The following is a 12,750-nucleotide window of genomic DNA, read 5'->3' on the forward strand; positions in this document are numbered from 1 at the left end:
GGTCGGTCAGGGGTGCGCGGTGACGTCCACCATCGCGCGCACGAGCGCCGCGGCCTGCGGGACGAGCTCGCGCTCGCCCGGCAGGAGCAGCGGCGCGACGGCGCGCAGGCCCGCCGCGTCCTCCAGCGCCGGGACCGGTGAGACGTCGCTGGCGTGCAGGAACGCCGCCAGCAGCACGCGGGCGGCCTGCGAGTAGTCGCCGCCGGCGTCGACGACGACCTCGGCGATGAGCACCGCGGTGATCGCCACGTCCAGCTCCGCGGTGCCGGTGCGCGCGTTGGCCCAGTCGACGACGCCGGGGCCGGACTCCGTGAGGATGACGTTGCCGGGGTGCAGGTCGAGGTGCACGACGACGGGACCGCCGCTCAGCGACGGCCAGTCGTGGTCCGCGGCGACCTTCCACGACTCGGGTGCGGGCACCCCGTGCAGCCCGGCGTGCAGGTCGGCCAGCACCTGCGCGGCGTCCGGGAGCGAGATCTCGCCTGCACCGAGGGCCTGCAGGAGCGTCGGGCCGTGCAGCCGCGTCATGACGATGTCCGAGCCCGACGCGTCCAGCACGTCCGGCGAGGGGAAGCCGTGGGCGTGCACGTGCCGCAGGAGCGCGACCTCGGGTGCCGCGTCCCGACCCTCGCGGTAGCGCCGCAGCACGCGCTCGTCGTCGAGCGCGTACACGTCGGCCGACGTGCCGGACGTCAGGAGCGGTCCGGGGACGTCAGCAGGCGGCGCCTCGCCGCCCTCCGGGATCACGTCGGCCGGGGGCATGCCATCGACGTTAGTCCTGTTCGCCCGGATCTGTCTCGGGGGCATCCGCACCCCGGGACGGGTCCTCCCGCACTCCGGTCGCCCCGTACGGCCACAGGTCGGCGGTCAGCAGGCCCGGCGGCAGCGCGGCGCCGAGGGCCTGGGCGTCGTCCGCGGGGTCGGCGGGGCGGGGGATGCCCGCCCACGGCTCGGGCCGGGCCAGGTGGGACAGCCGCTGGACGGCCTGGGAGTGCGTCTCGGGCAGCGGCTCCACCCACACGCGCGCCGGCTGGCGCACGCAGATGCGCACCTCGACGTCGTCGCAGCGCCGTGCCACGTCGGCACGCAGGTCCGCCACGCGGGCGTCGACGTCGTCGTCGGTGCGCACCAGGGCGACGAACACGCCGCCCCCGAGCGTCGCCATCGGGTGGCCGGCGCCGAAGGCCTCCCGCATCGCCGCACCCACGGCGGCCGACCGGGCCGCCCGCATCAGGCCCGAGACGTGGCCGGCCGCGACGTCGACCACCACGAGCCGGTGCAGCATCGCGGGGTCCACGTCGTCCTGCTCGGCGCAGAGGTACGCCTCGGCGAGCCGCACCGCCAGGTACTGCTGGGTCGGCAGCCCTGTCTCGGGGTCCACGCAGGCCCCGGTCGTGACGAGCGCCGCCTGGGCGTCGGACCAGCCCTCGTTGAGCGCGCGCACCGCGTCCAGGGGCGGCGTGGGGCGGCCCGTCGAGCGGTAGAGGCACACCAGGTCGTCCAGGGCCTCGCCGATGCCCACGCCGTGCTCCCCACGGGCGCGGCCGAGCTCCCACGCGGCGGGCGCGGGGTCCCCGCCCGCGAGCACCGCGACCGCGAGGCCGTCGACGGCGGGGTGGTACCAGTCGGACGGGCGTCGCCACACGGACCCGACGCTCTCGTCCCGCCAGCGCTCCCGCAGCCCTTCGGGCAGGGCGCGCCCGTCCTTGCCGATGTTGGTCGTCACACCGGTAGAGAGGGGGCAGGTGGCGGATCGTGACGCGGCTCCGGGTGTTTTCACCCGCTCGGCCGCACCGTCACCCGGTCGGCCCTGTCGTCACCCGGTCGAGCGAGTCGTCGCACCGACGGCGCGGCGCGCCGCGACCGGCCCGGAAGGGGCCTCTCACCTGGGCAGGCGCTTCACCGGACGAAGTACCCGCAACCCGGCGTCCTGTTCATCCCATCGGTCGGGTATGGCACGCTGTACCGCAGGTCGTGGGGGCACGACGACGGCCTGACGACGACCTGACGAGGACGCGGCGTGGTGCTAGGCGCGAACGAGGGCGGCGTCATCGAGGATGACGCCGGGCTCCTGCGCGCCACCCGCGCGGGTGACGCGGCCTCCTACGGTCACCTCTACGAGCGACACGCCGGTGCGGCGCTCGTCGTGGCCCGGCAGTACACCGACTCGGCCGCCGACGCCGAGGACGTCGTCGCCGACGCGTTCGCGAACGTCCACCGCGCGATCCTCGGCGGAGGTGGCCCGGAGGCCGCCTTCCGGGCCTACCTCTTCACCGTCGTCCGCCGGGTCGCCGCCGTGCACCGCTCCGCCGGACGCCGGGTCGAGCCGACCGACGACGTCGCGACCCTCGAGACCGCGTCGGCGCCCGTCGAGACCGCCGAGGCCCCGACGCTGGCGGGCTTCGAGCGCAGCGTCGTCGCCCGGGCGTTCCGCTCGCTGCCCGAGCGCTGGCGCGAGGTGCTGTGGCACAGCGAGGTCGAAGGGCTGACGCCCGCCCAGATCGCCCCCATCGTCGGCCTGACCGCCAACAGCACCGCCGCGCTGGCCTACCGAGCGCGGGAAGGGTTGCGGCAGGCGTACCTCCAGCAGCACCTGCAGGACCCCCTCGACGACGGCTGCCGTGCCGTCGCCGGAAAGCTCGGTGCCCACGTCCGTGGCGGGCTCGGCGCCCGCGACACGCGGCAGGTCGAGGAGCACCTCGACGGCTGCGGCGACTGCCGCACGCTCGTCCTGGAGCTCGGCGACGTCAACCACGGCATGCGCGCGGTCGTCGCGCCCCTCGTGCTCGGGCTGCTGGGCCTCGGCGCACTGCGCCACCCGCTGCCGGTCGGCGGCGGCCTCGCGGCCGGCACCGCGGCCCTCGCCCAGCCCGCCGGCGCGGCCGGGGCGTCAGGCTCCGGTGGCGCGGGAGCGGCGTCCGGCGGCGGCGCGTCGGGCGGTGCGTCGGGCGCGGGAGGGGCAGCTGTCGCCGGGACGGGCACGGCCGCCGGCGGGGTCGCGGCGGTCGGGGCCACCGGTGTCCTCGCCGGTGCGTCGGCGAGCGCGGTCGCCGCGGTCGCCGCCGTCGCGGCGGTCGTCGTCGTGGTCGTCGTCGGCGTCGTCCAGCTGCTGTCGGGTCCCGACGGCGCGGAGGCGGAACCGACGCCCGACGTGTCCGGCGCGTCGCAGACGGCGTCCGCCTCGCCGAGCGCCGACGTGGCACGGGGGCCGAGCAGCTCGCCGACGGGCGTCCCGACGACCTCCCCGGCGCCGTCGCCGGACCCATCCGACGACGCGACGACGCGGTCGACGCGGCACCGCGCGGCGGCGCGCGCGACGCCGCCCGCCCGCCCGCTGCCGGCCGGCGGGCCGACAGGCGGGGCCACCGGTGCGCCGACGGCCGCGGCGCCCGCGCCGACGGGTCCTGGGCCGACGGACCCGCCCGCCGCCTCGCCGTCGCCCGACCCCGACCCGCTGCCCGCCGACGTGGTGGTCGCGGCCCCCGCCGGCGGCATCACGCTCACCGCGGGTGCCGGCGGTCAGCCCATCGAGCTCACGGTGAGCAACGCCGGCGGGCTGCCGGCCGCCGGGCTGGTCGCCGACGTGGACCTGCCGGTCGGGGTCACGCTCGAGAGCGGCGGCAACGTGACCATCGGGTTCGGGTTCGCGCCCGGCGACCCGGTCACGTGGCTGTGCGTGACGGGCGCCGAGGGACGGACCGCGACCTGCACCCTGGACGAGCTGCCCCCGGGCCAGGACGCCCTGCTCGCCCTCACGGTCGGCGTCGACGAGTCGTACCACGCGTCGGGCGACGAGGCGGTGCGCGTGCGGATCGCCGGCACCGGGCGCACGTGGGAGCCCGCACCGATCCGGGTCACCGTCGCCTCCTCGCCCGCGCGCCTCGCGTTCGGTGACGGGGTGCCGTCGGACGTGCAGCTGGTGACCGGGCGCTCGCGGACGTTCGAGCTGCCGGTCCGCAACGCCGGTGGCCGCGCGGTGACACCCGGCGCGCCGGCCGTCGTGGAGCTCGACCTCCCCGCCGGGGTGACCGGGACGGCCGCCCTCCCGTGGGTGTGCGCTCCGGCGGACGGCCCGCGCCTGACCTGCCGGCACGACGCGCTCGCCGCGTTCGAGCACTCCACGCTGTCCGTCGTCCTCAGCGGCGCCCCCGGTGCGGCCACCGGGTCCGGTGCCGTGCACGTACGACTGACGCCGTCCGCGTACCGGCCGGTCGAGACCCGCGACGTCGCCTACACGCTCGTGCGGCCCGCGACGCTGGGCGTCGAGGCGCCCACCGCCCTCGACGTCGCGCCCGGGACGCCGGCCGTCCTCCCGCTCGTGGTGGCCAACGGCGGCGACCTGGCCGCGCCGGGCGCGACCCTGACCCTCGACGCGCCCGAGGGCGCCGTCGTCGAGGACGTCACCGGTGCCGGCTGGACGTGCACGCCCGCCGCCGGCGACGCGGTGTGCACCGCCGACCTGCCGGCGGGTGCCCGCAGCGCCGTCGCCGCGCGGCTGAGCGCGCCCGTGGGGACCGCGGGAGCGCTCGGTGCCGTCACGGTCACGGTCGGCGGTGCCGACGCCGACGTGCCCGCCGGGCCCGTGCCGGTGGCGGTCAGGGCCGTCGAGCCGCTGCTCGCGGTCACGGACGCGACCGCCGTCGTCGACGCGGTGCGCGGCGGCACGATCGCGTTCGTCGCGCGCGTCGCCCCGCACCGCCCCGACGGCCGGCCGGCCGCGGCCGCCGCCGACGTCCGCGCCACCCTGACGCTGCCGCCGGGCATCAGCGCCGACCCGTCGTCGCTCGGCCCCCAGACGTCCGGCTGCACGTCCGCCGGGGCCGAGGTGACCTGCGCCCTCGGTGAGCTGGCGGCCGGGGCCGTCGTCCCGGTGCAGGTGGACGTGCGGGCCGCCGGCGCGGTGCGCGGCACCGTGGGCCTGCGCCTGACCGCGACCGGGGCGCAGCCCGCCACGGCGTCCACGCAGGTCGTCGTGTCGTCCGCGAACCTCACGCCGGTCTGGTCCGGGACCGGTGACCTGGACGTCGTCGAGGTCGGGGCGCCCCTGCTCGGCTGCGTCGGGCCGTACGCGCCGACGTGCCCCGTCGCGATCGGCGACCGGGACAACAACAGCTTCACCATGCGCCCGCTCGACCTCGATCCGCCGGGCGGTCCGCGCGCGTCGGTGCCCGTGTCGTCGTCGACGCACCTCGACGTCCCGGACGCGCGGCCGGTCGTCTGGGCCGGCCTGTACTGGTCCGCGGTCCGCGGCCCGTCCGACCAGTGGAGCGCCCCGCGCGACACCGCGCGCCTGCGCGCCCCCGACGGGACGTGGACCGACGTCACCGCGGGGTCGGTGACGTACGTGACGGACAACGCCCGCCGGGAGTACTACCAGGCCGCGGTGGACGTCACCGAGCTCGTCGCGGCCGGCGGCGCGGGCGCGTGGGCGCTGGCCGACGCCGCGGTGAGCGCCACCCGCAGCGACCGTGAACCCAGCTACTACGGCGGGTGGTCGCTCGTCGTCGTGCACGGCACGCAGACCGAGCCCGGCGCCGCGGGGGCGTCCGCCGTCACGGTCCACCAGGGTGGCGCGTGGATCGGCACGTCCTCGACGGCGCCCGCGTTCGCGTTCGTCGCCGAGGCGGGTGCGCTCACCCGCATCGGGGTCGTCGCGTGGGACGGCGACCGGAGCACCGCCGGCGACCGGCTCCTGCTGTCCGGGGTCGGTGCGCTGACCCCCCAGCGGTGGGACGGGTCCGGGCCGGGCGGTGGGGGGTCGTCCGCCAACGCGTTCGACTCGACCGCGACGGGGTGGCGCCACGCCAACTCCCTCGGCGTCGACGCCAAGGGGTTCGCGGAGGTCGCGCTGCCGTCGGGTGTCGGCACGCTGACACCCACCACGGCCACCGACCAGTACCTCATCGGTGTGGTCACGGTGCGCACCACCGCCCCGCCCTTGCTCGGGTCGTCCCGAGGCTGAGCGCGGGTCCACACCGCGGGTCCCCGGTGCTGCCGCCGGCCGACCGCGTCGGAAGGTGCGCTGCCGGGCCGGTCGGGGTCCCCCGATCCCGGTCCCGACCCGGCAGCGCGTGTCCTCAGCCGGCGTCCCCCGAGCCGCTGAGGACGTCAGGGGTGCCCGGTGCCGCGTCGTCCGCGGGGCCGAGCAGGCGCAGGTGCGTGAGGCGTTCGCCGATCGTCCGGACGTCGCCCGGGGTGCCGTCGACGAGGGACAGCGCCGTGAACGTGTCGGAGCCCGGCAGCGCCTCCTGCGCGAGCTCGCGCAGGAGGTCGGCGGTCTCGGCGATCTCGGCCGTCGTCGGGCGCCGGCCGGCGGTGGCGCCGGGCTCGTCGTCGGGGATGCTGACGTAGAGCACGAAGCCGGCGCGGGGGCCGGGGGCGGGCGCGACGGGGGCCGCGGTCAGCGGCGCGGGGGACTGCCGGCGCGAGGTGCTGCGCAGTGGTGCAGACGAGGCCATGGGAGTTCTCCGTGAGCGGGGTGACCGGGCGGCGGGCGGCCACGGTCGGCGGGATGGACGGTCCGAGGGGTCGGTCAGGACCGACAGCAGCGCGGATACCACCCGCACGCATGCACGCGGCGGCCAGGGCCGGCGCACAAGGGGGACATCACGGGACTCACCGGACGATCGTGGCACGGCGAGCGGCGCTGCCCAAGCCGTTATCCGGCCCGTCTCAGGCCGTGGGACCGTCCGTCAGGACGCGTCGGCACCTCGCACGACGCGGTCGCGGGCCGGCGGCCGGCCCGTCGGAGGGCCGCGCCGCCGTGCCGGCGGGGTCAGACGATGCCGTAGAGGCGGTCGCCCGCGTCGCCCAGGCCGGGCACGATGTACGCGTGCTCGTCCAGGCGCTCGTCGACGGCGGCGACGACGACCTGCACGTCCGCACGGTCGCCGACGAAGTCCTCGACGACCTTGATGCCCTCGGGGGCGGCGATCAGGCAGACCGCCGTGACGTCCCGCGCGCCGCGCTGCAGCAGGTAGTCGATCGACGCGACGAGCGTGCCGCCCGTCGCGAGCATCGGGTCGAGCAGGAAGCACTGCCGGCCCGTGAGGTCGTCGGGCAGGCGGTTGGCGTACGTGATCGCCTCGAGCGTCTCCTCGTCGCGCTGCAGCCCCAGGAACCCGACCTCGGCCGTCGGCAGCAGGCGCGTCATGCCCTCGAGCATGCCGAGCCCCGCGCGCAGGATCGGCACCACGATGGGGCTGGGGTTCGCGAGCTTCACGCCCGTCGTCGTCGCCACGGGCGTGACGACCTCGACCTGCCGGGTGCGCACCTCGCGCGTCGCCTCGTAGGCGAGCAGCGTGACCAGCTCGTCGACGAGCTGACGGAACGTCGGGCTCGGCGTGCGGGCATCCCGCAGGACGGCGAGCTTGTGGGCGACGAGCGGGTGGTCCGCGACGTGCAGGCGCATGTCCGCCAGAGTAGTGCGCGCACGGCCCGGCAACCCTGGGATGCTGGTCGGATGTCCGGGTGGCGTGCGTCGCACCGGGGGTGCGGGCCGGCTCGGGGTGCGGGTGCGATCGGAGGTGCGCGGTGGGGGAGCAGCGGGACGTGACGGGCGCGTCGGCCGCTGGTGCGCGGGTGGAGCCCGACGTGCCGCTCGCCGTGGTCGGGGACCCGTCGCCGTACGCGACCCCGGCGGACGAGGCCGCGATGGACGTCGCGCTGGACGAGGCGCGGGCCGCGCTCGCGACCGACGACGTGCCGGTCGGCGCCGTCGTGCTGGGCCCCGACGGCACTCTCCTGGGGCGCGGGCGCAACGTGCGCGAGGAGGCGGCCGACCCGACCGGTCACGCGGAGGTCGTCGCCATGCGGCAGGCGGCTGCCGCGCTCGGCACCTGGCGGCTCGACGGGTGCACGCTCGTCGTGACGCTGGAGCCGTGCCTCATGTGCGCGGGCGCTCTGCTGCAGGCCCGCGTCGCGCGGCTGGTGCTCGGCGCGTGGGACGAGAAGGCGGGCGCCTGCGGCTCGCAGTGGGACGTCGTGCGCGACCGGCGCTCACCGCACCGCGTCGAGGTGGTCCCGGGCGTGCGGGCGGCGGAGTCGGCCGCCCTGCTGCGCGGCTTCTTCCACCGCCACCGCTGACCGCGCCCTCGAGCGCGGTACCTCACCCCCCGAGCGCGGTACTCAACCACCGAGCGCGGGTGTCGTTTCCCCCGCGCTCGGCAGTCGTGTGCCGCGCTCGGCGGGCGTTCGGGCGGGTGAGGGCGTGGGCAGACGGTCGGCGAGGTCTGTGAGGGTCTCGCTCGTGCCCGCGTCCAGGGTGAGGGTCGCGTAGCGGTCGCCACGCGTCGCGCCACGGTTGACGACGACCACGGGCTTGCCCGTCAGTGCCGCGTGCCGGACGAACCGGCGTCCCGACTGCACGGTGAGCGAGGACCCCGCGACGAGCAGGGCGTCGGCCTCGTCGACCATCGCGTACGCCCGCTCGACGCGTTCGCGCGGCACCGTCTCCCCGAAGTACACGATGTCCGGCTTCAGCATGCCGCCGCACTCGCCGGGCCCGCCGTCCGGGTCGGGGCCCCAGCACGCCTGCACCCGGAAGTCCGCGGTCTGCTCGACGACCGCGTCGGCGTCCGGCGCGATCTCCACGTCCGCGACCTGGCCCACGCGCTCGACGAACCCCGGGTTGAGCGCCTCCAGCCGGTCGGCGAGCTCCGCCCGCGGCACCACGCGCCCGCAGCGCAGGCACACCACGCGGTCGTAGCGCCCGTGCAGGTCGATGACGTGGCGGGAGCCGGCGGCCTCGTGCAGCAGGTCCACGTTCTGGGTGATGACGCCGTGCACGACGCCGCGGTGCTCCATCGCCGCCAGCGCCCGGTGCCCCGCGTTCGGCTGCGTGCGGTGCACGTGCCGCCACCCGACGTGGTTGCGGGCCCAGTAGTGCCGGCGGAACGCCTCGTCGCCGACGAACTGCTGGAACGTCATCGGCGTGCGCGGCGGGGAGTCCGGGCCGCGGTAGTCGGGGATGCCGGAGTCGGTCGAGACGCCCGCGCCCGTCAGCACCGTCAGCCGGTGGCCCGTGAGCAGCGCGACGACGTCTGCGAGCGACCCCGAGGTGACGGGGGCTGCCTGCGACGTGCTCACCCGGCCACGGTACGACGGGTCGCTGTGAGCGGCCCGGGGCGGATTGGGTCCGACGGCGCCGACCGGGTACTGTGACCCCCCGAGGTAGCGTGTCCGAGCGGCCTAAGGAGCACGCCTCGAAAGCGTGTGTGGGTGAAAGTCCACCGTGGGTTCAAATCCCACCGCTACCGCCGCGGGGTACTGACGAAACTCAGTGCCTGGAAGTGACAGAACCCCTCGCGGGGGCCCGGAAGGGCGTCTCGCGGGGGGTTTCGTCGTTCCTGGGTGCTGGATCGGGGCGGTCGCGCCACCCTGGCGCCGAGGCCGCAGCCGTCGGAGAACCGCGTCCGCCCACCGAGCGGTGGGGCGGCCACCAGCACCGTCCGGCAGAGGTCACGCGCTACGTGATCTCGGTCCACCGGATCCGCTCCGCCACGGGCCAGGACCGATCGACCTTCGGCAGCAGGGCCGGCTGGACCGCCCACGTGCCGTCCGGTTCGACCCGCCACGCCCCGCGGTCGAGCATCTCGTGCCAGCGCGCCACCCTGGCCGGCAGCGAGCTGTGCGCCACCACCTCGGTCCCCGACTGCGGGTCGTACCGGAACGTATCGGTCGACCCGTCGGGCCCTGCCGCCAGCACGAGCGGCAGCAGCCACGAGTCGAAGACCATCCACTCACGCCTCCAGACGGCGGCCTTCTCGCTGTCCGAGGCGTGCGGATCAGTCAGCACGTCGGCGTCGCCGCAGATGCCGTAGTACGTCAACGAGGTCTCGAGCGTCGTGCCGAGGTCGTAGAACGCCCCCGCCGGTCTGAGGCCCGGGAGCTGGGCACTCGTGCCGACGTCGGTGCCGACCCGTTCGCCGTCGTGCCACGCCCACACCGCGGCGACCTCCTCGCTCAGGGTGAACCCGTGGGCGGCCGCGGCCCGCCGGATCTGCTCCGGTTCCAGTCCGGGACGCAACCGGTCGACCACGCGGGCGCCCAGGTGCGCCAGGCGCTCGACCCATCCGTCCAGGGCGGCGACGATCTGAGCTCCGCTCATCAGGGCACAGGTGTCAGCACGGCCGCCACAACAGCGGCCACCACGGTGCGTCGGTTCACGAGGTGCCCCCATCTCGATCCACAGCCAGCCGAACGACCGGCTCCCCACACCGAACCACTCGCCCACCTGCCCCCGCCTCGGCCAGTCAGGTGGACTGCCAGCGGGCACGCTGACCTCAGCGCACCGCAGGTGGCTGCTCGAGGACTTCGCCGACATCGCCCGGGCGGCCGAGGTGCGCGACGTCGACGACGTCGCGCGGCAGCTGACGATCCTGCGGGACGGGGCGATGGTGAACGGCCACCTTGGGTGACGCCCTGTCGGTCGCGGGGGACCTGAGGGCCGCCTTCATCTCGGTCATCACGCGGTAGGTGGTGTCCGCGGTCACGTCCTGACGCGGCCGCGACGTGCGCTCGTCCGGCGGAACCGCGGACCGGCGCTGCTCGCTCCGTGCGCCCTTCCCGAGCGCGCGGCGCCCCGGCACGCCACCATGTGCGCGTGATCCTCTACGCGCAGACCCCGTGGCGCCGCACGCGCCAGGTCATCGGCGACCTGCTCGTCACCGGCTGGGTCGTCCTGTGGGTGGGCGTCGGGCGGGAGGTGCACGACGTCGTCGGACGGCTCGCCGCCCCCGGACGCACCCTCGAGGACGCCGGGTCCTCCCTCTCGGAGAGCATGGCCTCCGCCGGGGACGCCGTCGCCCGCGTCCCCGTCGTCGGCGACGAGGTGCGCGCCCCGTTCACCGCGGCCGGCGGCGCCGCGGACTCGATCGCGCTCGCGGGCATCGAGGTGCAGCAGGGGGTCGGCCGGCTCGCGCTGCTGCTGGGGCTCCTGGTCGCGGCCGTCCCGATCCTGCTCGTCGGCGCCGCCTGGCTGCGTTCGCGCGTCCGGTTCGTGAGCCGTGCACGTGCGGCCAGGCGCATCCTCGACTCGGCGGCCGACCTCGACCTGTTCGCCCTGCGGGCGCTCGCCACCCAGCCGGTGCGCGAGCTCGCCCGTGTGAGCGACGACCCGGCGGACGCGTGGCGCCGCAGGGACCCCGACGTCCTGCGGGCCCTCGCCGAGCTCGAGCTGCACGCGCTCGGCCTGCGCGCGCCCGCCGGGTCGGCGCCGTCCTGAGCGCCCCGGCCGCGTGCCGCACGCCCGCAGGCCACGTCGCCGCTCCGCGGACGCGGTGTCACTCGTCCGCCGGGCGCGCCGGTCGTGAGGACGGCGACGACGTCGAGCGGCCGGGCGGGGCAGCGGTGCTGACGGGAGCGCGGGGCGACGTCGACGCGACGGAGCTAGGAGCGGAGCGCCTGCAGCCACGCCCTCGCCGCTCGACCGAAGGGCTCCGCCTCCATCTGCACGAGAGGCAGCAAAGCTCGTGCCACCTCGGTGGCCGTCGCCACCTGGCTGTCGGTGAGGTGCCCGGACAGGGCCAGCTCGTCGAACTCGTCCTGGTCGACGATGCCGGCGCGGCCGTCGGCGGCGCGCACCAGGTCCAGCTCCAGGTCGACGAAGGACCACACGCTTCCGTCGAGCGTCGGTGGTGTGCAGATGTCGATCGTGAGGTCGGTCGTGTCGGTGAACCAGAAGGCGGGCAGCCACCATGCGCCCTCCGTGACCAGCCAGACGGCATCGTGCTCCTGGGACTCGTGGCGGCCGTCGGGCTGACGGACCGGGTTCCCGCGCCGCGCGCCCAGCCATGTGCCGTGCTGGTCCTGGCCGAGGTGCTCGACCGGCCAGCTGAACCGCTCCGCGCAGGTCCCGTCGACCAGGGACACCTTCTGCTTCGACATCCTCGGGACGTGGCCAGGCTGGTGGCCCGTCACTGGTTCGACAGCCCGGCCCGGCGGTCTCCACCGGTTCGGCGAGGAGCCAGCTCGTCCTGCAGAACGTCCGCCGGCGCCACCTGCTGCTCCGGCGCACGACGCTCGGCGGCGTCGCGGCGCAGCACCGCCGCGGCGAGCAGGCCCTGCCCCACGGTGTACGTCAGCATCACCCAGAACCCCTGACCCGCGATGTCCCACGACGGGACGAACGCCTCGAGCGCGATGAGCGCGTCGCTCACCAGGAAGATCGCACCGCCCAGCGCCGCGACCCGTCCCAGGCCGGTCGCCAGCACGGCCATGGCGGTGAGCATCGCGCCGTAGACGCACACGGGCACGAGCAGGCTCCCGGCGTGCGGTGCGCAGAGGGCCACCAGCGTCCCGAGCGCCGCGGCGTACGGCAGCAGCAGGAGTCGACGCCGGTGCACGACGGACCTGCGCACGAACGGCGCGAACGCCGCGACGTAGGCCACCTGGGCGAGCAGGAAGAACCCGACCATCACCAGGAAGGACATGTCGTCGTCGACCAGCGACGGCACCAGGTCACCGAGCCACGAGAACCCGAGCGCGACGAGCACCCAGGTGACCAGCCGGCTGCGCGGCCTGCGCGTGGCGGTGAACACGACGGCGGCGAGCGCCGGCATCAGGGTCCACTGGCTCACCGTCGACAGGTCCTGCGCGCCCGTCGCCTCGGCGGTGAGGTGGACGAGCAGGAGCACGCCGGCGACTGCGGCCCAGGTGCGTGCGGCTGTGGACAGCGTGCGTCCCACGACGACCTCCTCGCCGCCGGGGTACGTCCCGGCGGCCGACAGTGCGGGACCCCGTCGTCCCGGA

At 76.2% G+C, this 12,750-nt stretch carries 12 protein-coding genes and 1 tRNA gene; 4 read left to right on the forward strand and 9 right to left on the reverse strand.

The features are described 5' to 3' along the window. Positions 1 to 6: 6 nt before the first annotated feature. Together NP075_RS02515 and NP075_RS02520 are read right to left on the reverse strand one after the other, a co-directional pair. Positions 7 to 762, reverse strand: coding sequence for a phosphotransferase (locus NP075_RS02515; RefSeq protein WP_227564928.1), 756 nt, complete (start codon positions 760 to 762; stop codon positions 7 to 9). Between the two features lie 10 nt (positions 763 to 772). After that, positions 773 to 1,726: a hypothetical protein gene (locus NP075_RS02520; RefSeq protein ID WP_227564929.1), complete on the reverse strand. Its 954-nt coding sequence runs from the start codon at positions 1,724 to 1,726 to the stop codon at positions 773 to 775. A gap of 294 nt (positions 1,727 to 2,020) precedes the next feature. On the opposite strand from NP075_RS02520, the gene NP075_RS02525 reads away from it, so the two are divergent. Continuing rightward, entirely contained in the window at positions 2,021 to 5,962 is a 3,942-nt protein-coding gene (locus tag NP075_RS02525) for a sigma-70 family RNA polymerase sigma factor (RefSeq protein WP_256791444.1), read from the forward strand. Between the two features lie 115 nt (positions 5,963 to 6,077). Here NP075_RS02525 and NP075_RS02530 read toward each other — a convergent pair whose 3' ends face one another. Both NP075_RS02530 and upp read right to left on the reverse strand, forming a co-directional pair. Further along, positions 6,078 to 6,458 (reverse strand): hypothetical protein, encoded by a 381-nt coding sequence (locus NP075_RS02530; RefSeq protein ID WP_227566337.1) that lies wholly within the window; start codon positions 6,456 to 6,458, stop codon positions 6,078 to 6,080. 317 nt (positions 6,459 to 6,775) lie between these two features. Next, complete coding sequence (gene upp, locus NP075_RS02535) at positions 6,776 to 7,411, reverse strand: uracil phosphoribosyltransferase (RefSeq protein ID WP_227566336.1); 636 nt, start codon at positions 7,409 to 7,411, stop codon at positions 6,776 to 6,778. A gap of 242 nt (positions 7,412 to 7,653) precedes the next feature. On the opposite strand from upp, the gene NP075_RS02540 reads away from it, so the two are divergent. Further along, positions 7,654 to 8,085, forward strand: a complete 432-nt coding sequence (locus tag NP075_RS02540) for a nucleoside deaminase (RefSeq protein WP_227566341.1) — start codon at positions 7,654 to 7,656, stop codon at positions 8,083 to 8,085. 42 nt (positions 8,086 to 8,127) lie between these two features. Here NP075_RS02540 and NP075_RS02545 read toward each other — a convergent pair whose 3' ends face one another. After that, positions 8,128 to 9,087 (reverse strand): Sir2 family NAD-dependent protein deacetylase, encoded by a 960-nt coding sequence (locus NP075_RS02545; RefSeq protein ID WP_227566335.1) that lies wholly within the window; start codon positions 9,085 to 9,087, stop codon positions 8,128 to 8,130. 83 nt (positions 9,088 to 9,170) lie between these two features. On the opposite strand from NP075_RS02545, the gene NP075_RS02550 reads away from it, so the two are divergent. Then, positions 9,171 to 9,257: transfer RNA gene (locus tag NP075_RS02550), tRNA-Ser, on the forward strand. Between the two features lie 209 nt (positions 9,258 to 9,466). On the opposite strand, the gene NP075_RS02555 is transcribed toward NP075_RS02550, so the two are convergent. Continuing rightward, positions 9,467 to 10,108, reverse strand: coding sequence for an SMI1/KNR4 family protein (locus NP075_RS02555; RefSeq protein WP_227566334.1), 642 nt, complete (start codon positions 10,106 to 10,108; stop codon positions 9,467 to 9,469). A gap of 175 nt (positions 10,109 to 10,283) precedes the next feature. Beyond that, positions 10,284 to 10,493, reverse strand: a complete 210-nt coding sequence (locus NP075_RS02560; RefSeq protein WP_227566333.1) for a hypothetical protein — start codon at positions 10,491 to 10,493, stop codon at positions 10,284 to 10,286. A 110-nt stretch (positions 10,494 to 10,603) separates the two neighbouring features. Here NP075_RS02560 and NP075_RS02565 point away from each other — a divergent pair, with 110 nt between their 5' ends. Beyond that, a complete protein-coding gene (locus NP075_RS02565) occupies positions 10,604 to 11,224 on the forward strand; it encodes a hypothetical protein (RefSeq protein ID WP_227566332.1) in 621 nt (206 codons plus the stop codon). A gap of 164 nt (positions 11,225 to 11,388) precedes the next feature. On the opposite strand, the gene NP075_RS02570 is transcribed toward NP075_RS02565, so the two are convergent. Together NP075_RS02570 and NP075_RS02575 are read right to left on the reverse strand one after the other, a co-directional pair. After that, on the reverse strand, positions 11,389 to 11,886 hold the full coding sequence (locus NP075_RS02570) for a ribonuclease FAU-1 family protein (protein WP_227566331.1): 498 nt from the start codon (positions 11,884 to 11,886) through the stop codon (positions 11,389 to 11,391). Positions 11,887 to 11,915: 29 nt separating this feature from the next. Continuing rightward, positions 11,916 to 12,686 (reverse strand): lysoplasmalogenase, encoded by a 771-nt coding sequence (locus tag NP075_RS02575; RefSeq protein WP_227566330.1) that lies wholly within the window; start codon positions 12,684 to 12,686, stop codon positions 11,916 to 11,918. Positions 12,687 to 12,750 lie beyond the last annotated feature (64 nt).

The sequence above is a fragment of the Cellulomonas wangsupingiae genome, from assembly GCF_024508275.1.
In the GTDB taxonomy this organism is placed as follows: Bacteria; Actinomycetota; Actinomycetes; order Actinomycetales; family Cellulomonadaceae; genus Cellulomonas; species Cellulomonas wangsupingiae.

Coding starts and splice junctions, on each gene's coding strand:
- NP075_RS02540 (WP_227566341.1), top strand. CDS start 7,654: ATGGACGTCGCGCTGGACGAGGCGCGGGCCGCGCTCGCGACCGACGAC.
- NP075_RS02555 (WP_227566334.1), bottom strand. CDS start 10,108: ATGAGCGGAGCTCAGATCGTCGCCGCCCTGGACGGATGGGTCGAGCGC.
- NP075_RS02515 (WP_227564928.1), bottom strand. CDS start 762: ATGCCCCCGGCCGACGTGATCCCGGAGGGCGGCGAGGCGCCGCCTGCT.
- NP075_RS02530 (WP_227566337.1), bottom strand. CDS start 6,458: ATGGCCTCGTCTGCACCACTGCGCAGCACCTCGCGCCGGCAGTCCCCC.
- upp (WP_227566336.1), bottom strand. CDS start 7,411: ATGCGCCTGCACGTCGCGGACCACCCGCTCGTCGCCCACAAGCTCGCC.
- NP075_RS02570 (WP_227566331.1), bottom strand. CDS start 11,886: ATGTCGAAGCAGAAGGTGTCCCTGGTCGACGGGACCTGCGCGGAGCGG.